19 protein-coding genes, 1 tRNA gene and 4 pseudogenes are annotated in these 22,204 nt (G+C 55.5%); 15 read left to right on the top strand and 9 right to left on the bottom strand.

Going from position 1 to position 22,204, the window contains the following annotated elements; genetic code table 11:
* Positions 1-39: 39 nt before the first annotated feature.
* Together ACLI1O_RS03490 and hisN are read left to right on the top strand one after the other, a co-directional pair.
* Positions 40-876, top strand: a complete 837-nt coding sequence (locus ACLI1O_RS03490) for an inositol monophosphatase family protein (RefSeq protein ID WP_239270085.1) — start codon at positions 40-42, stop codon at positions 874-876.
* Positions 869-1,651: a histidinol-phosphatase gene (hisN, locus tag ACLI1O_RS03485; RefSeq protein ID WP_023016942.1), complete on the top strand. Its 783-nt coding sequence runs from the start codon at positions 869-871 to the stop codon at positions 1,649-1,651. The genes ACLI1O_RS03490 and hisN overlap by 8 nt, the downstream gene beginning before the upstream one ends.
* Here the strand turns inward: hisN and ACLI1O_RS03480 are convergent.
* The 4 genes from ACLI1O_RS03480 to ACLI1O_RS03465 all read right to left on the bottom strand — a co-directional run bounded on the left by ACLI1O_RS03480 (position 1,648) and on the right by ACLI1O_RS03465 (position 5,460).
* Positions 1,648-1,908 carry a MarR family transcriptional regulator gene (locus ACLI1O_RS03480; RefSeq protein ID WP_239270086.1) on the bottom strand — a complete coding sequence of 87 codons (261 nt, stop codon included), beginning with the start codon at positions 1,906-1,908 and terminating at the stop codon, positions 1,648-1,650. The genes hisN and ACLI1O_RS03480 overlap by 4 nt on opposite strands.
* Positions 1,905-3,842, bottom strand: coding sequence for a ferrous iron transport protein B (gene feoB / locus ACLI1O_RS03475; protein WP_239270087.1), 1,938 nt, complete (start codon positions 3,840-3,842; stop codon positions 1,905-1,907). Before feoB ends, ACLI1O_RS03480 begins: the two co-directional genes overlap by 4 nt.
* A gap of 3 nt (positions 3,843-3,845) precedes the next feature.
* On the bottom strand, positions 3,846-4,130 hold the full coding sequence (locus ACLI1O_RS03470) for a ferrous iron transport protein A (protein WP_239270088.1): 285 nt from the start codon (positions 4,128-4,130) through the stop codon (positions 3,846-3,848).
* Positions 4,131-4,368: 238 nt separating this feature from the next.
* Positions 4,369-5,460, bottom strand: a complete 1,092-nt coding sequence (locus ACLI1O_RS03465) for a S1 family peptidase (protein ID WP_239270089.1) — start codon at positions 5,458-5,460, stop codon at positions 4,369-4,371.
* A gap of 211 nt (positions 5,461-5,671) precedes the next feature.
* On the opposite strand from ACLI1O_RS03465, the gene ACLI1O_RS03460 reads away from it, so the two are divergent.
* A complete protein-coding gene (locus tag ACLI1O_RS03460) occupies positions 5,672-6,112 on the top strand; it encodes a DUF1990 family protein (protein ID WP_239270090.1) in 441 nt (146 codons plus the stop codon).
* Positions 6,113-6,176: 64 nt separating this feature from the next.
* Here ACLI1O_RS03460 and ACLI1O_RS03455 read toward each other — a convergent pair whose 3' ends face one another.
* A complete protein-coding gene (locus ACLI1O_RS03455; protein WP_239270091.1) occupies positions 6,177-6,794 on the bottom strand; it encodes a kinesin in 618 nt (205 codons plus the stop codon).
* 72 nt (positions 6,795-6,866) lie between these two features.
* On the opposite strand from ACLI1O_RS03455, the pseudogene ACLI1O_RS03450 reads away from it, so the two are divergent.
* The 4 genes and pseudogenes from ACLI1O_RS03450 to ACLI1O_RS03435 all read left to right on the top strand — a co-directional run bounded on the left by ACLI1O_RS03450 (position 6,867) and on the right by ACLI1O_RS03435 (position 11,330).
* Positions 6,867-7,209 (top strand): annotated as a pseudogene (locus ACLI1O_RS03450) (transposase).
* Between the two features lie 215 nt (positions 7,210-7,424).
* Positions 7,425-7,586: a hypothetical protein gene (locus tag ACLI1O_RS03445; RefSeq protein ID WP_349819927.1), complete on the top strand. Its 162-nt coding sequence runs from the start codon at positions 7,425-7,427 to the stop codon at positions 7,584-7,586.
* An 804-nt stretch (positions 7,587-8,390) separates the two neighbouring features.
* Positions 8,391-9,560 (top strand): P-loop ATPase, Sll1717 family, encoded by a 1,170-nt coding sequence (locus tag ACLI1O_RS03440; protein WP_411706965.1) that lies wholly within the window; start codon positions 8,391-8,393, stop codon positions 9,558-9,560.
* Between the two features lie 393 nt (positions 9,561-9,953).
* Complete coding sequence (locus ACLI1O_RS03435; protein WP_411706964.1) at positions 9,954-11,330, top strand: MFS transporter; 1,377 nt, start codon at positions 9,954-9,956, stop codon at positions 11,328-11,330.
* Between the two features lie 684 nt (positions 11,331-12,014).
* On the opposite strand, the gene ACLI1O_RS03430 is transcribed toward ACLI1O_RS03435, so the two are convergent.
* Positions 12,015-13,252 (bottom strand): IS3 family transposase gene (locus ACLI1O_RS03430; protein ID WP_411701846.1). Its coding sequence is split into 2 segments (ribosomal slippage): positions 12,015-12,925 and positions 12,925-13,252, totalling 1,239 coding nucleotides; the frame shifts between segments, so codons are not numbered across the junction.
* 79 nt (positions 13,253-13,331) lie between these two features.
* Here ACLI1O_RS03430 and ACLI1O_RS03425 point away from each other — a divergent pair.
* Positions 13,332-14,237 (top strand): FecCD family ABC transporter permease, encoded by a 906-nt coding sequence (locus ACLI1O_RS03425; protein ID WP_239269442.1) that lies wholly within the window; start codon positions 13,332-13,334, stop codon positions 14,235-14,237.
* Positions 14,237-15,049, top strand: a complete 813-nt coding sequence (locus tag ACLI1O_RS03420) for an ABC transporter ATP-binding protein (RefSeq protein WP_239269441.1) — start codon at positions 14,237-14,239, stop codon at positions 15,047-15,049. The genes ACLI1O_RS03425 and ACLI1O_RS03420 overlap by 1 nt, the downstream gene beginning before the upstream one ends.
* A gap of 157 nt (positions 15,050-15,206) precedes the next feature.
* Here the strand turns inward: ACLI1O_RS03420 and ACLI1O_RS03415 are convergent, their stop codons facing one another.
* Positions 15,207-16,001 carry a GDSL-type esterase/lipase family protein gene (locus ACLI1O_RS03415; RefSeq protein WP_239275637.1) on the bottom strand — a complete coding sequence of 265 codons (795 nt, stop codon included), beginning with the start codon at positions 15,999-16,001 and terminating at the stop codon, positions 15,207-15,209.
* 406 nt (positions 16,002-16,407) lie between these two features.
* On the opposite strand from ACLI1O_RS03415, the pseudogene ACLI1O_RS03410 reads away from it, so the two are divergent.
* The 5 genes and pseudogenes from ACLI1O_RS03410 to ACLI1O_RS03390 form a co-directional block, all read left to right on the top strand.
* A pseudogene (locus ACLI1O_RS03410) lies at positions 16,408-17,250 on the top strand (IS256 family transposase); the annotation flags it as partial.
* A gap of 65 nt (positions 17,251-17,315) precedes the next feature.
* Positions 17,316-18,553 (top strand): IS3 family transposase gene (locus tag ACLI1O_RS03405; protein WP_411701846.1). Its coding sequence is split into 2 segments (ribosomal slippage): positions 17,316-17,643 and positions 17,643-18,553, totalling 1,239 coding nucleotides; the frame shifts between segments, so codons are not numbered across the junction.
* Between the two features lie 41 nt (positions 18,554-18,594).
* Positions 18,595-18,990, top strand: a pseudogene (locus ACLI1O_RS03400) (transposase); the annotation flags it as partial.
* A gap of 225 nt (positions 18,991-19,215) precedes the next feature.
* Positions 19,216-19,572 (top strand): annotated as a pseudogene (locus ACLI1O_RS03395) (transposase); the annotation flags it as partial.
* 139 nt (positions 19,573-19,711) lie between these two features.
* The gene (locus ACLI1O_RS03390; RefSeq protein ID WP_239269439.1) at positions 19,712-20,107 is read left to right on the top strand and encodes a hypothetical protein; all 396 of its coding nucleotides are present in this window, start codon (positions 19,712-19,714) and stop codon (positions 20,105-20,107) included.
* Between the two features lie 487 nt (positions 20,108-20,594).
* Here ACLI1O_RS03390 and ACLI1O_RS03385 read toward each other — a convergent pair whose 3' ends face one another.
* Positions 20,595-21,431 (bottom strand): hypothetical protein, encoded by an 837-nt coding sequence (locus ACLI1O_RS03385; RefSeq protein ID WP_239269438.1) that lies wholly within the window; start codon positions 21,429-21,431, stop codon positions 20,595-20,597.
* A gap of 354 nt (positions 21,432-21,785) precedes the next feature.
* On the opposite strand from ACLI1O_RS03385, the gene ACLI1O_RS03380 reads away from it, so the two are divergent.
* Positions 21,786-21,935 carry an HNH endonuclease signature motif containing protein gene (locus tag ACLI1O_RS03380; protein WP_255716953.1) on the top strand — a complete coding sequence of 50 codons (150 nt, stop codon included), beginning with the start codon at positions 21,786-21,788 and terminating at the stop codon, positions 21,933-21,935.
* Positions 21,936-22,079: 144 nt separating this feature from the next.
* Here the strand turns inward: ACLI1O_RS03380 and ACLI1O_RS03375 are convergent.
* A tRNA-Met gene (locus tag ACLI1O_RS03375) sits at positions 22,080-22,156 on the bottom strand.
* Positions 22,157-22,204: the final 48 nt, after the last annotated feature.

Here is a 22,204-nt window from a genome sequence, read left to right as displayed (position 1 = left end):
CCCCCACAGAATTAGCCATTGGTTGGATTTAGGGTGACAATGGTGTGCATGGATCAAAAGCCAAGCTTGCAGGAGATGATCGATGCGGTCATCAAAACGTTTATTGTCGCGCATGCTGACGATGGGGATGCCCATTTGGCGCAGGCGCTTGTGTATAACGCCGGACGCTTAGCTTGGCGCTTGCGCGAGATGGGCGTCTCGGTTGAGCAGAAAACCTCTATTTCTGATGTGGTCACGGATGCAGACCGCGCCGCAGAGCGCTTCGTTGCCGGAGTGCTAGAGGCCGTGCGCCCCGAGGACGGCCTCGTGGGCGAGGAAGGCACAGCCCGCGAGTCCCAGTCCGGACGCAATTGGGTCATCGATCCGGTCGATGGGACCTACAATTTCACCTCCGGCTCCGATTATTGGTGCTCGGCGCTCGCGCTTACCGATGCCTCCGGGGTCGCCCTCGGCGCCGTCCACCGCCCCGCCATGGGCTATACCTGGTTTGGCGGGCGCGACTACCCCACCTCGCTCGATGGTAAGGACGTTGCCAAGCTGCAGGATAAGCCGGCAGAAGAAATCTCGCTCTCGTCCTACCTGCACCCAACGTCGCTGGCGGATCCAGAAATTCGTGCGGCGTGGCAGCGGGTGACCGAAAACTTTGCTACAGTCCGTATGCTTGGTGCCGGTTCAGTGGACTTGGCCTCCGTGGCAGAAGGCACGTGGGGCGCATGGATGCAGCATTCGGTAGCGGATTGGGATTGGTTCCCCGGCAAGGCTCTCATTGAGGCCGCTGGTGGTGCCGCCCGCAAGGTAGAAGCCGGTGGCGTCGAGTGGTGCTTGGCCGGAAATAAACAGGTAGTTCAACAAATGGAGGAATGGCTCCGTGGGTAAATTCAAAGAAGACTTAGGTCTCGCGCTCGAGTTGGCCGGTCACGCCGATGTAGTCACGATGCACCGCTTCGAGGCCACCGACCTATCCGTCAAGGAAAAGCCGGACCTGACCCCGGTCTCGGATGCGGATCTCAACTGCGAGAAGCACATTCGCGATTCGCTGAAGCGCTCCCGCCCGCGCGATGAGGTTTTGGGCGAAGAGTTTGGCGGCCAGGCCTGCTACGAGGGCCGCCAGTGGGTCATCGATCCCATCGATGGCACGAAGAACTTCGTGCGCGGTGTGCCCGTGTGGGCCACGCTTATTTCCCTGCTCGAAGACGGCGAACCGGTCGTCTCCGTGGTCTCCGCCCCAGCCCTGCGCCGGCGCTGGTACGCAGCGAAAGGCGCCGGTGCCTACCGCGTCTTTGGCGGTGAGCCGAAGCGCCTGCACGTCTCCCAGATCGAGAAACTTGGGCATGCCTCCCTTGCCATGAGCTCGCTCACCGGCTGGTCCGAGCGTGGATTACGCGATAAGTTCCTCAACCTGACGGATAAGACATGGCGCCTGCGCGGCTACGGCGATTTCTGGTCCTACTGCCTCGTGGCAGAAGGCGCTGTCGATATCGCCACCGAGCCTGAGGTCTCCCTCTGGGATCTCGCCGCCCCGTCCCTGCTCGTGACCGAGGCCGGCGGTACGTTTACGGATCTGTCCGGCAATCCTGGGCCGCACGGCGGATCGGCCATTGCCTCCAATGGCCGCCTGCACAAGGCCGCGCTGCAGATGCTGCAGGATTAAGGCCGGACCGTAAGTTTCAATAAGACCGGTTCACGGCGCCCGCCCTCGGCGCCGGAGCAGCCATCACTGTGCGAGCAATTACCACAGCCGCCCGTGGGGCACGAGGAGAGCGATTCGCGCACGAGCTGCGCGCTGTGTTCCAAGTGGGCGAGGATAACCTCCACGGTCCCCTGCCCCAGTCCGGTCGCGCGGGCGATGTCTGCGGGGGTGGAGTGACCGCCGCGGATCGCTTCTTTTACCTTGTCTGTAGGGCTCATAGGAATAACCTCAGCACCTGGAAGACTCCGACTGCCAAGACCCAGGCCGTGACGAGCTGGAGCGCAAAGCCGATGAGCGTCCACTTCCAGCCAATTTCGCGCCGCTGCGCGGCCACCGTAGCCACGCACGGGGTATAGGCCAAGAGGAAGACCATGTACGCCCACACCGCGGCCAGCCCGTGCCCACCGGAGGCGGCATCGAAGTCGCTGCGGATGTGATCGGCCAGCGAAGACTCGGCTTGTTCCTCAGGATCCGCATCCGTGACGTCATCGACGGCGTAAGTCTGCGCCCAGGTGGAAATCAGCGTTTCCTTCGCCACAAAACCTGTTACCAGCGGGCCGGTGAGCGACCACGAATCGAAGCCAGCCGGCGCAAACGCCGGGGATATCGCCTTCGAAACCGCGCCATAGGCCGAGTCCTCCGGCGGGACGGCTTCCTCGTCAAAGGAATGCCCACCGGTGACGGGTATGGACATGAGCAGCCAAATAACCACCACCGTGGCCACGATGATGCCACCTGCGGTGTGTAAGAATCCCTTCAGGCGCACCCACATGACCGAGAGCGATAGCTTAAACGTGGGCAGCTGATACGAAGGCAGGTCAATAACGAGTGCCTCGGACGGCATGGCGCGCCAGACCGTTTTGCGCAATGCCAAGCCCACGGCTACCACCAGGGCGATGGACAGAACGTACATGCCAAAGACCGCCGATCCGGCGTGATCTGGGAAAAAGACCTGCGCCAGCATCATAAAGACGATAAGCCGCGCCGAGCACGAGGTGAAGGGGATAAGCAGGCAGGTAAGGATGCGGTGGCGGACATCGCCAAGCACTCGCGTGGCCGAAATCGCCGGCACGTTGCAGCCATAGCCCACCACGATGGGGATAAAGGCCTTGCCAGGCAGGCCAATCGAGCGCATCACCCTATCGGTGACCACCGCAGCGCGCGCCATATAGCCGGAATCCTCCAGCACCGCCAAGCACAGAAACATCAGCGCCAGTAGCGGAGCGAAGGTCAGCACCATGCCGACGCCACCAATGAGGCCATCAACAAGCAAGCCCGAAATCAGCCAGTGATCCAGGCCAATGGCTTCCAGCCCGGCGCGGGCCGCGTCCGAGACCGGACCGGTGACAAGGTCTTCGAGGCCGTCCTGCATGGGCCCTGCCACCGTGGTGGTGATGAAGAAGACCGCCCACATCACCGCGAGGAAGAGCAGCGGGCCCACCACTGGGTGCAGCACCACGCGGTCCACGCGCTGGGTGAGGGTCTCGCCTACCTCCACGCGGTGGACCGCAGCTTTTTCGGCGGCATCGAGATCCGCAAAGCGCTGATCCAGGCCGGAATCCTGGCGGATGATGGTTGGCTCGACGCGCATGGCCTGTGCCACGGTGGTTTCCAGCCCGTCGAGGTTGCGCCGGCGCCGTCCATTGACGCTGACCACTGGCATGCCAGTGGCGCGGGAGAGCGCTTCAGTATCGATGCTAATGCCCTGCTGCTCGGCCATATCCTCCTTGGTCACGCCGATGACCACGCGGTATGGCTCGGCGGCAATTTGCAGCGCCAAGTTGAGCCCGCGGGCCGGGGCCGTTGCGTCCACGAGGACCACGACGACATCAGGGCGCTCGTCTGCCGGGCAGTCAATGAGCATCTGCTTGGTAAAGGCCTCATCCGGGCTCATGGGCTCAAGTGAATAGGCGCCGGGCAGGTCGATGATGTCAAAGGCCTCTGGCTGCGCATTCCAGAGCCCGCGGCTGACCTCGACGGAGGTGCCCGGCCAGTTGCCGGTCTGGACCTTCGCGCCGGTCAATGCGTTAAAGAGGGTGGACTTTCCGGAGTTGGGCGCGCCCACCAGTGCCAGGACCGGCGTGCCTTCCGCCGCTATCCGCATGGTGGAGGTGCTGTGGCAGCTTGCTGGGGCCGTGGAATTATGTGCCATCGCTTATGCCTCCACCGGAACGACTTCGAGTTGGCGCAGAGTGTGCGCATCCACGGCATAACGGGCCGTACCTACGCTGACAATGCGCGCACCGCCTGCGACGGTGCGGCCGATCTGCACGCGGGTGCCAGGCCGAAAGCCCAGCTCGCGCAGCCGCACGGCCAGCGCCGGTTGGGTCTCGATCGCGTTGTGCAGGCAATCAGCGGACAGTTCCACCACGGCATCGGTGGGTGCTTGATCCGCGCGAATGGGCCCAGTTTCTGGTGGAGTGGAATGGGTTTTGTACATGGGGAAACCTCGGTTCAAATTTCGCTGCGGATGCGTTAGCCACAGCAGATATTGACTATCCCTAATTGGACAATAGGTAAGTCTCACCTTAGTTTATGTCTCCGATTGCAGGCAAGGCTATCCTGCGCTTTCCCCCACTTTGGCGGGACGCATGCGCGTTATATGCCCATAGAAATTGCGCATAAAAAAGCGCCCCGTGCAGCACTCAAGGCTGAACGGGGCGCTATCTGCTTCGCGCTTATGCTTCGGGCAAGGTAAACCCAGCACCAACGCCACCACGGCGGTTCATATCCGCCAACACGGTATCCATGTTGGTAGCGGCGGTGGGGTTATGAACCGCACCCTGCAGCGGGGTGCGGCACGGGAAGTTCACCGGCAGGAAGCCGCCGGAGATGGAACCGATGAGGCGGTCACCGGCGAGCAGCGGCGCACCAGAATCGCCCATCATGGCGCAGACCTGGTTGACCTGGATGCTTTGTGCCTGCTGATAGGTCATACCGCAGGTCTTGCCGGTGGCAACGCCCTGCTTGCATACGGTCTCACCCGGGTTTACGGTCCCGCCTAGGGAGTTAACGGTTACTCCGTTGTAGCTGCGGGTGACCTCAGCATTAGAACCGAATTCGATCACCGAATAATCCAGCTTGTCATTCTTGGACACGATGGTGCCCGTCGGGCCAATGTGATCAGAATCGGCCGAGGTAATGGCATCGCCCTCATTGCCGCAGTGCCCTGCGGTTAGCCCCACCTTGCGGCCGGCATCGTCATTACCGGCAACGCTCAGGGTGCACATGGTGTCACCATTGATATAGATGGGAGTTCCAGGGCCGTACAGGGACTTACCCTGGTTCATGGCAACATCGGATTCCTCGGGAGTGCGCGGGGCATCGAACAAGGACCCCGGCACGCGGTGCAGAACAAAATCTGCATCGGGCTTGCCCGCAGCTACCTTGGAAAATCCATCATTTTTCCACTGGTAATTGGGATTATTACCCAATGGCTTTTGCTCTACCTGAGTGGCCTGTTCCAGTAGCCCGAAGGGATTCGGGTTGGTGGCCGGCTCCGCGTACTTAGCCCCCTGCTGGGCGTTATTCGCCACCGTATCGTGCGCGTTCTGCACCGCGGAATCCACGGTATCGGTGACCTGCTTATCCACCTCTGGGGTCTCAATTCCAAAGTCCGCGAGGCCATCGCGCACGTGGTTGATTAACCCTGCCGAGTCAATATCCGGTTGGGGCAATTCTTGGGCGCCTGCTGCCGGGGAACCCAGGAAAAACGCACCAGCGAAAGCCGAGCCCACCAGGACTTTCTTTAGGTGCGGAATGCGAAGCATCAAAGTACCTTCTTTCAGTTGTCAGGATCGTGCTAGCTAAATCCTGACATGAATCTCGTGTGAAAGCAGCTAAGTCCTGTGACTGTTTCCAAGCCGTTACCGTTCTTTCAGGTTTCGGGGGTGATCACACTATTAATCCGTACCCAAAAACTTTTCGATGCCCTATTCTTCACCCCCATGAGGTCCCCACAGATAAGCACTGAGACTTAAGATGCCAGAGCCGCTTTCCTATACCGATACCGCCGGATTCCCGCAGCTGCACATGAGCCGGGTCATCGACGCCGATTTCGATGCCGCGGCCCACCGGCTCTTTCGCTGGGGCATCCAGCGCAGCGGCCTCTTCCGCGTGCGCCCCACCCACCCGGTCGTCCAAGAAGGCGCCGAGGTCACCATGGGCCTTGGCCCGTTTGATTTCCGCTGCCGCGTGGTCGAGGCTTTCTCTGACGATGGGCGCTGCGGCTTTACCTACGGCACCTTGCCCGGACACCTCGAGCGCGGCGAGGAAACCTTCACCTTAGAGCGCCTGCGGGATGGGCGGACGCTGCTGCTTATCGATGCCACCTCCGAGCCCTTCCTGCCCTTCTTGCGCCCGCTTGTCGATATCCCCCGCCGTCTGCTCATCCGCCGGTTCTACCTGCACGCGCTGGACTAGCACGACAGCACAAAGGCCGCTGCCTCTCCCCTTCGGGTTAAGACAGCGGCCTGGGCGTAGTTAGCTACTTGCGCTTTTCGTCGAGGTTATCGCGAGCCTCGCGCACGACGTCTTTCACGCGGTCGAAGAAACCGCCCTTCTTACCGGATCCATCCTGGTATTCCTGCGCCTTGTCTTCCACGAAGTCCTTAGCGCGGTTGATGGCTTCTTCAACGACGTTGCCGGCCTCGGTGACCTTGTCCTTCAGGTCATCAAAGTCATCGCGCTCATCATCAGCTGCAACCCCTTCCGGCTGCTCGGGGGCGGCAGCGATGTGTTCCTCTTCGGCCTCGCCCACCACGTGCTGTGAGGGCTCATAGTCCGCGTTATCCTCATCCAGCTGTTCCTGCAGATCCGGTTGCTCGGACGCTGCAGCGACGTGCTCTTCCTCAGCGCCGGTAACGACGTGATTCTTCGGCTCGTAATCGCTCTGCGCCGCAGCATCATTTTGCCCATCTGCGCTTGCCGCTGCGGCGGCGCCGGCAGCAGCAGCCCCGCCAGCCGCGGCTCCGGCTACACCGGCTCCCGCAGCCTTGCCGGATTCAATCTTGTTGCCCTCGGCATCAGTGGATGCCAGGTAGGTAAATTTCTCGCGATCCACGTCTACTTCGTGACCAAGGGCGCGTGCAGTTTCTTTAGCCATTGCTTTGTACTCCTTAACTAGATCTATTTTCTCCTATCCTAGCGTTTCGGAGTGTCCCAGGTTTTGTTCCGTTTGAGTAGATGGGAAAATCTGGAACATGCCAAGAAAATTTGACCAAGATGCAAAGGACCGCGTGGTCCGTCTCGTGGAAGACCGCATCTTGGCGGAAAACATGTCGATGCAGGCCGCGTGCCAGGCAGTAGCTCCAAAGTTGGGGGTTTCATGGCACACAGCTCGTCAATGGACCCAGCAGGCTCGTCGTTCGGGAAACATCCCAGAGCCTGTGCCTGAAGATTTGGCCGCCGAAAATGCCAGGCTACGCCGCGAAAATCACCAGCTTCGAGATACCAACGAGTTGCTGAAGGCTGCGTCAGCTTTTTCGCCTCACGACCAGGCCCCAAACGTTAAGAAATGATCCGGTTCATCGATAAATACCGGAATCATTTCTCTGTCGAGTTCATCTGCATCGGCGTTGAAAAATAACCGGGCTGGTGGGTTCATCACCTTGCGTGGTTATCGCCAGTCCAAAGCCCGTGGGCTTAAGTGCTCGTTGCCTTCGTGACGGTTGTTCTAGTTGAACGCATTAGTGCTGTTCATCGGGATAATTACGGTGTCTACGGCGTGCGAAAGATGTGGCATGCGCTTGACCGTGACGGAATCGACATCGGTCGTGAACAAACCGCCCGGCTGATGCGCCTGGCCGGTGTTTCTGGCACAGGCACAGGCAGATCACCTACCACAACCCGTACACCTCAACGTGCCGGATCTGCGCCCGGATTTAGTGGGGCGTGAGTTCAAAGCCCAAGGCCTTAAACAAGCTGTGGGTGGCCGACATTACCTACGTGCGCACGAAGAAAGGCTTCGGGGGTCGGGCCCATGCGCACTGCAGGCATTGCCGCTACAAGCACTCAATCAAGCGATTGTAAGTGCGAGGGAAACAACAGGTCTCATTCACCATTCGGATCACGGCTCGCCGTACGTCAGCGTTGTCTACAACCAGCGTCTCGCCCAGCACGGGACCACTGCTTCCACCGGAACTGTTGGCGACTGAAATGACAATGCTCTAGCTGAAAACGTTAACGGCTCCTCACAAGAGGCGAACTCATCTATAATCGCAGGTGGAATAACGTTGTCGAGGTAGAAATCGCGACATTCGAGTGGGGTGTCATGGTGGAACGAGGTAAGGCTCCACCAAAGCCTGGGATACCGAACCCCAGCCGAGGTGGAAACCGAACTGTGGAATTAGAATCAGCCACAGGATAAAATGCAAATCAAGGCAAATACCAAGGAACAAAAAGTCAGGACACTTCGATAGAATTGGCTGCTATAGGGGCCAAACCAACTTTACTATGGAGGGATAATGGAATCATCACTCAACGAAATCAACTTAGGCCGTATTGACGCTGAAAGCGACGAACAACTCGAGGCTTATTTTGTTGAAACTGGAGCCGTCGATGGGGTCCGTTCAGGGAAGCAACTGATATTGGGTAGGAAAGGCTCAGGAAAGACCGCTCTATTTGCCCATATCAGGGACGCTTTTAGCCACAGGACAGTCGATCTTGAATTAACAAATTATTTTTTGAAACTCACAAGCTGTTGCGGAAAAAGGGCGTCGCAGAGACGAATGCATACACTACTGCATGGGAATTGCTAATCTACCTTGCAGCGCTCGGTTCGATACAGGAAAAAATGTCTTCGAAACAGCGGAGCAATTTCAATAAATTCCTCCATGATCTTCAGGTTCAAGATCGACAAGGTCGACTCAATCAGATGTTTGACTGGCTCAGTCGCATAAAGAAACTTAATTTACCTAATATCTCTACCGTGGCAGATTTAGGGGGAGTAGAGTTTGATACCACATCTCAGCAGACATTAGACGATAAATTTATCCAAGTATTTAATCAGTTTCAAAAATTTGCTTTAGAAATCCTTGCCGAATTCCCTCGGACTGTACTTATCGACAGGATTGATGAAGCATGGGACGGCAGCGAGGAAGCAAGGCTTCTAATCATCGGGGCCATCAAGGCCATGCGTGATATTAACTTGAAAGTTAAGCCCAAAGGATTAGCAACTGTAATTATTTTTCTTAGAACAGATTTGTGGCAGGCAATTTCATTCAACGATCGAAATAAAGTGAGTCAAGATATCGAGTACTTGGATTGGAGTGACGATGACCTAATCAAAGTAATCGAAGCTAGAATTAAAAGTAGTGTCGGCAACAAGCAAAGTAGTTCCTCGACTTGGCATTCGCTGTTCTACGATGGAGAAATGCGGCAACGCGCCCGCTCTGAAACTTATATGTTGAAACGGACCATGGGGCGACCGAGGGACATAGTAGCCTTTTCTATCTCTTGCCTCGAAGAAGCTCAGCGAAATGGTCATTCTTTAATTGAGCGAGAGGACATTTATTCAGCCGAGCCCAAATATTGCATGCATGTCCTTGAAGAGCTTCGTGATGAATTTAGTCATACTATTGATAATTTTCAGAGTGTCCTCAATCTTGTCCGGAAGCTTAGGAAAAGAAATTTCTTCATGGAAGATTGGCTCACTGTCGCTCAAGCACAGAATGTCTGCGAAGAAGAAGCTCGAATATGGCTGAATTTACTCTTCGAGGCTTCTGTTGTAGGCGTATTTGAAATTGGGGGCGGGGGCGGAGGATCCCGCTGCATTTACCGTTACCAAGATCTTAATGTGCAACCCGAAGAAGAGTCACACATGCAGGTCCACCTAGCCGTGGCAAAAGCTTTGAAACTAAAAGATTCATAAGAGGCCGTATTCACAATCATGGCATTTACTTAAGTGCTTATCCACTGAATCTGGATTCTTCAACATCAAAATGCACGAAATCCGAGTGCAGCACTACGCTGTTCACCCTTGTTTGAGATGGGCCCGCTTGCGATAGCACAAAGATTCGTCATTTTGATCTTTCGAACCATTGGAAAGCACCTTGCCGTCAGCTCTAAGGGCGCCTGATGAGTCTGCCCTAAAGACGCTGCGACTAATTAACTGCAATATTGAATACAAACACGTTGTAGAACGAACCAATCCAAAACAGCCCTCTGCTGCAGCCAGTAGACTCCTTGAGGGAGCACGAACATCCGGATGGAAACAAGCCATCAACAAAATGGACAGGGTCCATCCCGGCCATATATAATTAACGTGGCTGGCCAAGGGGTATCGACCCATATCGATATGCTCATCGCCTTCCGAATCCTGCAGGGATTCGCGGCGGGCTTCTCGGTGGCGGTGATGCAGACCCTCATCGTCACTAATGCCGGAAAGGACCAGGCCACACGCGCCATCACCGCAATCGGTCTACCAGCGGTAATTGCGCCTGCGATTGCCCCGCTACTGGGCGGGCTGCTTGTTGATGCCATCGGCTGGCGCGCCATCCTCCTCATCAACGTCCCCATCGGCATCGCCGCAATCGCCCTAGCCGCTCACTATCTAGAACGGACCCCAGCAGACCCTGCAGCCCAGCTGGACCGCATGGGATACCTCTTGCTCGCGCCAGGTTTGCTCGCGGCAGTCTATGGCTTTACCACCATCGGGCACATGAACTCTTGGACAAGCATAATTCTCCTCGCCGCCGGCGCGGGGCTGATTGGATACTTTGTCCTGCATGCGCTCCGGGCACCATCGCCGCTTATCGATGTCCGCCTATTTACCCACGCCTCCTTTTCCTCAGCGTGGGCAACGCTGGCCATTGCAAGCACCGTGTTTTATGGCGGGCTCTTCCTTATCCCACTGCACTATCAGAGCAGCTACGCCTACACCGCACTGCATGCGGGACTTCTGCTAGCACTACAGAGTGTGGGCGCGTATTTCTGCCGCTCGGCGTCGGAAAAGTTCATCGCCCGTTGGGGTACGCGGAAGACCGTCTACATGTGCATTGCCGCCGCTATTATCGGAACGCTACCTTTCGCCTTTCCCACCGGCCAGGCGGCAGGCTGGCTCATCCTTCAAGGCTGTGGGCTATTCGTGCGCGGCGGCGGAATCGGAGCCCTTACGGTGCTCACGATGTCCGCGACCTACCACGGCTTATCCAAAGGTGAAGTCGTCCATGCCAGTGCTGCGGGCCGCATCGCGACCCAACTTGGTAGCGCACTCGGCGTATCCGTCTGCACGGTGCTGATGACCCTCACCCACGGGATCGGCTGGACAACGTTCGCCTACTTCACCGTGTTCACCACACTTATGGCAGCCACGGCCCCGGCTCCCGTCCGGGACCGTGGTCCGGAAATAAAAGGTTATGCTCGAGGCATTTTGTCCTACCGAGGTTCCTCTTTAGGAATTCGCTTCTGCTTCCAGGACGAAGAGGTGTTTGCCCCAGCCAACAGCCGTGGCAGAAGAAATAAGAGCGCGGCTATCAGCGGTAGCAGCGCTGACATCGTCCTGAGTCGGCACCTTGGTGCCGAACATGGAAAGCCTCACCAAGTCCTCTTCATAGGAATGCTCATCGCCGCCTGCTTCCTCGAGGACCTCGGTAAGGATAAAAGCCCGGCGGGACTTATCCCCACTAACCGCGCGGCCTAATTCGGCAGCCACCTCTTCGCTGCCAAAGATGCTCCAGGGATCGATGAAAATCACGTCAGTTGCCCACGCATAGTCCGTCTCGGTGGGAGAAAGGCCGCGTCCGTCGCCGCCCATCTCGCAGCGCGCATGAGAGGCTACTGCGATTTCCCGTAGCACCGCTTCCGATGAAGCATCGGTGATAATCCGGCATTCAGCATGCTCGCATCGGCGGAGGATTTCATCTGCATATACTGCACCGCCCTGGCCAATGATGAGAACACGAGCAGTGTCATCCAGATACTGCTGCAGTTCCTTTGCTGCGGAAGGAGCGGTCCACCCAGCACTCACATTCTTTTGCTCAAAGCGTTCGGCTGCCAGGTGCGGGTCCTGGCCAAGATATTCTGACCACGGCAATCCCTTTTCGCCTTGAAGCGCTGGCCCACCGGTGCGAAGGCTGTCCTCAAGGCGCATCAGCGCCATCGCCTCAAGGTGCGCTGGCCCGCTTAACCAACGCACTACATTTGAATCTGGGTCCGCCAGTTCCATGCCCATTGCGGTCAATGCGAGGGTGGTTTCGCTAACTTCGACAAGTTCAAGAGCCGCCAGGTAACGGATAAACCTCCGTAGCGCCTCCTCGTGCAGTTCTGTCGCAGCAGCAAGAGCAGGGACGGGCCCGAACCCCGGAAAGTGGACACGGGGATTTAATCAAGATGCGATAGTAAGTGTAGCTGATCCGGCGGCTTCGAAGGCGTTCGGCGAGCGATAGCCGCACCACGAGTGCAAGCGCTTGGTGTTGTAGTGCGTGCACCACCGGAACACGTCCCGACGACATACGATCTGACTTGGGAAAACGGACTCGTCCTGGAGGACTTCCCGTTTCAGCGTGGCGTTGAACGACTCCGCCAACGAGTTGTCCGCGCTCGTCCCGATTGCTCCCATCGACTGGGTGACACCGAATCGTTCACACAGCTTCCGGTATTGCCCAGAGGTATAGACGCTGCCATGATCGGAGTGAAAAATCGCCCCGTCAAGGTTGCCTCGGACCCCGTGGGCCATCGTGAGAGCTTCTTCGACCAACTCCGTGCGCATGTGGTCGGCGATCGCGAAACCGGTCAACTGCCGCGAATAGCAGTCGATGACGGTGGCCAGGTACATATTCGACCCGTCCGCGATCGGCAGGTACGTGATATCGCCGACGTAGATGGTGTTCGGTTTCTCCGCGGTGAACCGGCGTTTCAGCAGGTCGGGCAACTTCGGAGCCCGTTTCGCAGACACGGTGGTCTTCACCCGGCGTTTTTTGGTGTAGCCGAACAGGCCCATCTGGCGCATCAACCTGGCGGTGCGCTTGTGATTGAAAAGGTCGTCGTTGGCTGGATCGGAATTGATGGCCGCCGTCACGCGTTTCGCCCCGTAACAACCGTTCTCGGCCGTGAACACGGCCTTGATCCTCGCTCCCAGCACCGCGTCGTCAAGGACGCGTCGCCGGCGGGCAGGAGCAGCTGATTTCCATTTGTAATACGAGGACCGGTTGATCTTCAAAACCTCACATAACCGCTTGACCTCGTAGAGGCCTCGGTTGTCATCAACGAACCGGAAGCGGTTCACCAGTTCGTCTCTTCCGCGAAATATTTGGCCGCCTTGCGGAGAATCTCTCGTTCCTCCCGGAGCTTGGCGTTTTCGCGTTCCAGCACGCGGATGCGTTCGGCGTCGGAGAGTCCTTCAGCAGGCGTGCGTGCGCTGTTGGCTGCGGCAATGGGGCTGGCGACTTTTTCACCGTTGGCGTTGGTTTTGGTGCCGGTGCCGAAGGCGTCGAGCCAGGTGCGCAGGGAGTTGCGGTTGACCCCGAGATCGGAGGCGATCGCGTTGAGCGTTGCTCCGGGGGTCGACTCGTACAACGAGACTGCGTCGCGCTTGAACTGCTCAGTGTAGGTCTTGCGTGGCATGGTGGAAAGGTACCTCACTTCCCCAGCGAGATGCTGGTTTCAAGGTGTCCACCATCTGGGGGTCAGGTCCGGTAGAGTCTTGGAAGTTATTGCCAGCGGCCAAGGAACCAGACTGGAGAAACTAGTAGTCTTCGAATGGCGAATGCCGCGTGCTCTCACTGCACTTACAGTAGGCTGTGCTCTTGGTCTCGCTGGAGCTTTAACACAATCAGTAACCAGAAATCCGCTAGCCAGTCCTGACATTTTAGGCATAACCGCCGGCGCCTCAGCAATGGCGGTTACGGTTATCGTCTTCGGCTCGGGTACCGGCATCATAGGCTGGTTGGCCGGCATTGGAGTCCCACTGGCCGCTTTTATCGGAGCTGTCAGTACAAGCATCGTCGTGTGGGTTCTTTCCTGGAAAGGAGACGCAAACCCGTTCAGGCTCTTACTCTCGGGCATAATCATTACGTCGCTGTTGTCTGGTTACATCAGCTTCGCCATGATTCGTGCGCAATTGCACGATGCCTCCGTCGCTCAATTTTGGCTAACTGGCTCATTAGACCGAGCAAATTGGACGACTACCTTTCCAGTAGCTATTGCATTAATAATATCTGCACCAACCCTCGGATGGGTTAGTTACCAACTGCATCCCACGGCACTGGGCCAGGATTTGGCAAGAGCTCTTGGCTCTCGTTTCAATGCGGTGCAATTCTCTGTACTCATGCTCGCCGTAGCGTTGACTGCCGTTGCTGTCTCCGCAGCAGGCCCCATTGGCTTTGTAGCCTTTGTTGCTCCTCAAATAGCACTTCGTGTCTGTCGTACCGCAACACCACCGCTGCTAGCTTCCGCCTTTACTGGAGCGATTCTTCTACTCGGCGCAGACGTCGTCATTCAAGCTCTGTTGGGGGTCGAGCTTCCTGTTGGAATCGTTACTTCGATAATTGGGGGCCTGTTTCTGCTCTATTTACTTGTTCAGCAAAATCGGAAGGTCCAATCAGCTTAATGTCTGCCCCATTAAACTCCCCACGCACAGCAATTTCCGCCTCAAACCTCACCGTAGGATACGCGCGCAATACTCCGATCCTTGAAAATATTGATGTAAGACTCCCGAAAGGCAAAGTCACTACGATTGTTGGTCCCAACGGGTGCGGAAAATCAACACTCTTACGCAGCCTCGCAAGACTGTTACCCCTAGAAAGTGGCACTGTCATGTTAGGTGAACGCAATATCACTGAACTTCGCCGAAGGGATGTGGCTACAAAAATTAGTGTGTTGCCGCAGGCCCCCGTTGCGCCAGAGGGTTTACTAGTATCCGATCTTGTCGCTCGCGGGCGCCATCCACATCAATCATGGCTGCGCCAGTGGTCAGCAACCGACGAGCAGGAGGTTTATTCCGCGCTCACACAAACCGGATCCCTTCAATTCGCCGAACGCTCCATTAATGAACTTTCCGGTGGCCAACGCCAACGAGTGTGGATTTCCATGGTTCTAGCTCAAGACACAGAGATTATGTTCCTCGACGAACCCACAACATACTTAGATTTGGCGACGTCCATCGAAATTCTCGAGCTCATTCGTTCGCTGCGAACAAAGCTGGGGCGCAGCATCGTCATGGTTTTACATGACCTCAACTTAGCCATTCGATATAGCGACCATTTGATTGCAATGAACCAAGGGAAAATCATTGCAACCGGGGCGCCCAAGGAGATCATTTCTCCTCAATTACTTCACGCCGCATTCAACTTAAACGCTTTGGTTATTGAAGATCCGGTTACAGGAGGCCCACTCGTTGTCCCCTCTGGCGCTAATATCTAGCTACGCCACACCCCCATGCACGCCTACAACTGCCGGCGGGCTTAGATCGAAAATATAAAAAGACCTTCACCCGTGCTTTCCACCGGTGAAGGTCTAAAAATTGGAGACAGGGGCAGAATTGGAAACCACTGTCTCCAATTAAAAGAGCTTCGAATACTTATACGTGAGCCAAAAGAGTGTTGGCCATGTACTCGGAGCCTGCATCCGACGGATGGAAGTTCATGTTGTAGTTCGGCGTCGTGGTGTCAATCAAACCGGCAACCCAACGCTGGGCATCTGGAGCACATGTATCATGGCCGCGAGCGCCATCAATCATGTCAACGTAGGTCGCCCCAATGGAATTAGCCGCCTCGATTTGGTTAGCGCGGTTCCAATTTTCGACATCCCGCAGGATTGGGACGTAGATACCGCCTGGGCGGTTCGGAATCACATTGACTGCGCAGAAGGTTGCGTGTTCACGATCCACCGTGGGTAGCGCGCCCGATACAACGATCTTAGCTCCCGGTGCTGCACGGTGAATCTTGTCGCCAGCTTCCCGCAGACGGTTCACATAGTTGTCGTGGACGTTTTTCGGGATATCCGGAGAACTCTTCAACACATCGAAGTTAAATGGACCGTAGTCATTCATTCCTACAGCGATGACGACGGTAGAGTCGTTGCGGACGTCACCGTTGGCAATAGCCCGGTCCAAGCGTTGATTCATGGTGTTGGAAGTCTGAGCGGTGCAGGACCAATCGGCCAGTGGTCGATTCGTCTTTGCAGCAAGCTTCCGCGGCCAGTTATTAGGCGCCTGAAGGCACCCCTCGCGTTGGGGATAGTTATCGGTTGCGCCAGGAACCCCACGGAAGGTATTCCGGACTTGGTCAGGGTTAGCGGAGTAGGAGTCACCGAGCGTGACGAGATTACCGGTCGGTGCGGCTGACGCGACACCGGAAAGACCAGTAGCGAGCATGACTGCTCCGCAAGCTGCAGCAATGTATTTGCTCACAAGGCGCATAGTTGCGTTTCCTTTCAATCAATATTGAGTTACTTTTCTAGCCTTCCGATAGATAACGTCCCGCATTGAGGGCGTCATTAACATCGATATACACAATTTATAGATAGTATCCATCGGCGACCATGATTACCGCTATGACTATAGCGAACTCTCCCAGTGAGCGCAGCTTTTCATACTTTAATCTCAACACATTAGTATTTTTACTCACATTTCTTATATTTCTTACGCAACCCCAGAGGAAGGTTGCGTCCAGTAGCGTGGTGTATCTGTAACTGACGGTGGGCCCCTTATGAATGAGGCCGGCGACCACCGTAGTACCTTTCGATTCCGTAACCACACTTCCTCGAAAGGGATAACCACGATGGCCGCTAGCCCATATTCTATAGACCCGACTACCTACTTAGACGAATTGCTGGCCCAAGCATCCCCAGATCTCATGCGCGAGATGCTTCAAGGATTCATCAACCAAATCCTATCGACTCAAGCAGACCAGATCTGCGGCGCCGACTACGCCACCACGTCTAAGTCTCGAACCAATGTCCGCAACGGCTACCGCCACCGCGATCTTGATACTCGCGTTGGCACCATTGATGTCGCTGTACCCAAACTACGTACCGGGTCATTTTTCCCGGACTGGTTATTGCAACGACGCACTCGGGCAGAACGAGCACTAACAACCGCAATAGCTACCTGCTATTTAAAAGGCGTGTCCACACGCAGGATGAACGATCTCGTCGCCAGTTTGGGAATTAATAATCTTTCAAAGTCGCAGGTATCTGACATGGCTAAAGACCTGGACGAGATGGTCGAAGACTTCCGTACCCGACCACTCGATACCGGTCCATACCTGTATATTGCCTGTGATGCATTGACCATGAAAGTCCGCGAAGGAGGACGCGTGGTCAAAGCTTCCGTCCTCGTGGCTACCGGGGTTAATGCCGAAGGCTATCGTGAGCTATTGGGCATGCAGGTTGCTACATCTGAGTCTGTGGCGTCGTGGACTGGGTTCTTTAGGGATCTTAAAGCTCGCGGACTTAATGAGGTCTATCTTGTCACCAGTGACGCGCATCTAGGAATCCAGCATGCGATTAGTGACGTGTTGCCGAATGCGTCCTGGCAGCGGTGTCGAACGCACTTTTCTAAAAACCTGTCTTCGATGGTTGCCAAGACCCAGTGGCCAACCCTATCGGCGATGTTTCGGACCTGACCCCCAGATGGTGGACACCTTGAAACCAGCATCTCGCTGGGGAAGTGAGGTACCTTTCCACCATGCCACGCAAGACCTACACCGAGCAGTTCAAGCGCGACGCAGTCTCGTTGTACGAGTCGACCCCCGGAGCAACGCTCAACGCGATCGCCTCCGATCTCGGGGTCAACCGCAACTCCCTGCGCACCTGGCTCGACGCCTTCGGCACCGGCACCAAAACCAACGCCAACGGTGAAAAAGTCGCCAGCCCCATTGCCGCAGCCAACAGCGCACGCACGCCTGCTGAAGGACTCTCCGACGCCGAACGCATCCGCGTGCTGGAACGCGAAAACGCCAAGCTCCGGGAGGAACGAGAGATTCTCCGCAAGGCGGCCAAATATTTCGCGGAAGAGACGAACTGGTGAACCGCTTCCGGTTCGTTGATGACAACCGAGGCCTCTACGAGGTCAAGCGGTTATGTGAGGTTTTGAAGATCAACCGGTCCTCGTATTACAAATGGAAATCAGCTGCTCCTGCCCGCCGGCGACGCGTCCTTGACGACGCGGTGCTGGGAGCGAGGATCAAGGCCGTGTTCACGGCCGAGAACGGTTGTTACGGGGCGAAACGCGTGACGGCGGCCATCAATTCCGATCCAGCCAACGACGACCTTTTCAATCACAAGCGCACCGCCAGGTTGATGCGCCAGATGGGCCTGTTCGGCTACACCAAAAAACGCCGGGTGAAGACCACCGTGTCTGCGAAACGGGCTCCGAAGTTGCCCGACCTGCTGAAACGCCGGTTCACCGCGGAGAAACCGAACACCATCTACGTCGGCGATATCACGTACCTGCCGATCGCGGACGGGTCGAATATGTACCTGGCCACCGTCATCGACTGCTATTCGCGGCAGTTGACCGGTTTCGCGATCGCCGACCACATGCGCACGGAGTTGGTCGAAGAAGCTCTCACGATGGCCCACGGGGTCCGAGGCAACCTTGACGGGGCGATTTTCCACTCCGATCATGGCAGCGTCTATACCTCTGGGCAATACCGGAAGCTGTGTGAACGATTCGGTGTCACCCAGTCGATGGGAGCAATCGGGACGAGCGCGGACAACTCGTTGGCGGAGTCGTTCAACGCCACGCTGAAACGGGAAGTCCTCCAGGACGAGTCCGTTTTCCCAAGTCAGATCGTATGTCGTCGGGACGTGTTCCGGTGGTGCACGCACTACAACACCAAGCGCTTGCACTCGTGGTGCGGCTATCGCTCGCCGAACGCCTTCGAAGCCGCCGGATCAGCTACACTTACTATCGCATCTTGATTAAATCCCCGTGTCCACTTTCCGGGGTTCGGGCCCTTCATACGATATTCCAGCAACCAGACTCGGAATCGGTGTGGTCCCAAGCACGTGAGGTCGTAGCGTTTTGTGAAGATAAATTCCCCCACGTTGCCAGCTACCTGGAAGAAGCCCTCGACGAGCTCTTAGCTTTTACCAACGCCCCGAAATCCGTCTGGAAGAAAGTCTGGTCGAATAACCCTACTGAACGGCTCAATCGTGAAATCCGCAGACGTACGGATGTTGTAGGCATCTTCCCCAATCGTGACGCTGTCGTGCGCCTTGTTGGTGCTGTCCTAACAGAACAACACGATGACTGGATCCAGCAAAACCGCTACATGTCACTAACCAGCCTGGAACAGACCAAAGCATTGATTACCGCCAACGTCATAGACGCTGACACCACCAAGGAGGTCGCATGAACCAGTTAAAGCACCGAGCACGTGCTGGCCCCTGACACCATCACACTGCATGCTCTATCGAAAGGTAGAAACACCACTCAAACGGACTTGACCAGGGGTGGTTACGTCCGCTAGTGTGGTGTATCTGTAACCCGTGGTAAGCCTCGTGCCGGTGCACAATAAGGCGACCATCACGGGTACCTTTCGAATCAACTTCTACTTATCCTCGAAAGGAATGTAACCGCGATGGCCGCTAACCCCCATCATATCGATCCCACTGCGTATCTGGAAGAATTGCTCACCCAAGCCTTACCAGACTTGATGCGCCAGATGCTGACAGACTTCATTAACCAGATACTTTCGGCCCAGGCTGACACTGTCTGCGGCGCTGATTACGCCACGGTATCTCCACAACGGACTAATACCCGCAATGGCTACCGCCACCGTCCCTTAGACACCAGGGTAGGAAGCATTGACGTTGCTATCCCGAAGCTACGTCACGGCGCATTCTTTCCCGACTGGCTCTTAGAAAGGCGCACCCGGACCGAAAGAGCCCTGACTACCGTGATAGCCACGTGTTATCTCAAAGGGGTCTCCACGAGATGCTCAGAACGGGGTGTTTGAAGTAGCTCGGTGAGGATCGTGAAGTGCGATGGTGGGGATCGTGAAGCGGTGTTTTAGGTAGATCTTCTCTTATGCGTATGGCAACTCGGCTGTACGCGGAAAGAGAAAGGACGCCTTTATGGTGGACTACTGTCATGTGATGCGCTTGTTGCTTCGGGGCGAGTCGTATCGGTTGATTCAAGCCCGGACTGGGGCTGCCCCGGCAACGATTTCAAAGGCCAAGAAGTCCATGGACGCGCACGGCATCGTTGATGAGGCTCAGGTCAATGATTTGAATTCGGAAGACCTTCCCAAAATGGTCGGTGACAAGCGTTCTATCGCGTTTAGTGACTTTGTTCCTATTGACTTTGATGCGGTTGCAGCTGAGCGTGTTGGCAGGAAGAAAACGCCGCTGAATGTCTTGTGGTCGAATTACGTCGCTACCCCTACTGAGTCTTCGCTGCTCTCCGCCCAACTTTACAACAGCACGACGATTTGTATACCTATAGCACCTTCAATGCCCGATACACGGTAGGTTTGGAACGGAATCTATGTGGGCACAATCAGAAGCTATAAAAGATCATATTACTTGCATCCAAGCCTATACTTTCGGAGAATCTCCTTGGCTTGGCGGCAACAGGTGCTAGGTGTGTGTTAGTAAAATTGGCGCGGGTTAATGTCGCGACCGGGTGACATCGATTTATACATCCTTAATGCGGGTCGATTTACTTCGATTGCGGGACTGGCCTATGGCCAACAATATAAACGTGTTTAAAAATACGTTTACTAGAGACAACAAATCGATGGAATCATGTCCTAGACCTAAAAATCCTGATAGGCCTAGGACAAACGCTAGACAGGTACTTAAAGAGGCTGCTATAAAAACCCATTTAGCGGTGGTTTTTCTGTACCTGTATAGCGCGCACCAAATAATTAGGGTGATTCCAATTAAAACTAGAACTCGGCTATTTTCCATGTCTACTTACGATGAAATGCGCAACTGTATTTCTTGATTCTAGATTCTAGCATCGAGTTGCATACGGGAATACGATGTTTGGGGAGTACTTTCCTCCGAGGGCTCGGATGGTAAGGCATCGACCTGTATTAGTGGCGTGAGCTGCTACTGCGGAAGCGCCTGCGCACGCACCTTTGGCTAACCAAGAGCCTAGGCCAACTCCTGCTAATTTACGGGCGCAGTAAGCAGTTCCTATGGCGATCCCGCTCGTCTCGTCTTTGGAAAAGACTAGCTCTTGTCCGATTTTCTTTCCCCAGCCATGAACGTCTCGGATATAAGGATCTGAAATAACCGGCTTGCCGGCAGGGCTCGACGAGATGTGCTGGATTATCCTATCTCCATCAACTGAAAAATGAGTATTTACCTGGTTTCCATCTACGTCTTTGGCCCAGGCAGGTTCAATGTATGCGCTAGGTTCCTCACCTTCTGCTGGACGTACTAAAATATGTCCGCTTGGAAGCTTTTCAAGAAAGGAATCTGAGAACTCAAAAGAAAGTTCCAAAGGGGCGTCTCCATCGCTAATGCTAACTAGCTGGTTGCCATCTTCGCGCTCTATTAACTTTGTCTTTGTTCCTGCGTTCTTCGATGGCGCCGGAGTGGTTATGCTGTCCTGCTGTGGAAGCAAGGATCCTTCGTTTATTTTTAAGCTTCCATCGTTTGGTACCCATTTCTCTCCAGTAGAGGGAGAGGGAGTCTTTGTATTTGCGGCAACGATTGAGTCAACTAGTCCGTCATCAATCTCTGTAGCTGTAGCCGAGGGAGCGAATGCTAAGAAGCTGACACTAAGCGTGGAGGCGGCCAAGATGGAGATTCCCCTTTTTGAAAATGGGGTGTAGTGAAGCATGTTCTTATCCTTGCTGAGGGAGTGAGTATGTTCTTGGAACAATTTGACTATCCCACAAATAAACCTATTTCGTAAGATAATGTGATAAATATAATCACTGCACCTAGGGCCGGTTTTATTTCTGTAAAATAGGCAAGGTTGCATTCTTAATATTCGGGATCGAAGTTTGAGAGTGGGGACGAATATGCCTTTCTTCCTGATCGATGAAACCGTTACAGGAAGCGAATAAGGCAGGCCTGGTGATTACGTTCTATGCCTTTGCAACCACAGTGGTTATGCTGTCACTCTTTCTTCTTTAGGCGATAAGCACCATCGTGCTGTTTAACAAAGAGATGAGTGCTCTTTTGCACCTATATGACTTGCCGTGATTGTTATTCTGCCAACCCTTGGCCGCAGTCTGAGATGGATGCCGACCATGTCACAGCGTGGTCGAAGGGTGATGCCACCGAAAGCAACTGTGAGCTGTTGTGTAAGTCCCACAACCGCGCGAAAGGTAACGCTTAGGGGCGTGTCGGGCAGCATCACTTCCAAACCGGCTTAAGTGACAAAATGCCATCGCTAAAGTCCCAATTTGAGTCCCAGGGCGTGCGCCTTAAGAGAAATAACTAAAGCCCCTACCAACGTTTCCGCTGGTAGGGGCTTGGAAGTTGGTAGCGGGGGCAGGATTCGAACCTACGACCTCTGGGTTATGAGCCCAGCGAGCTACCGAGCTGCTCCACCCCGCGTCGAGATGACTTCCATCATCTGCGCTTGAACAGTGCGTTAATACTTGA

The sequence above is a fragment of the Corynebacterium sp. LaCa78 genome, from assembly GCF_046717505.1.
Lineage (GTDB): Bacteria > Actinomycetota > Actinomycetes > Mycobacteriales > Mycobacteriaceae > Corynebacterium.
Note: the sequence above shows the minus strand (reverse complement) of the source record. Positions and strands in the feature narration are given on the sequence as shown.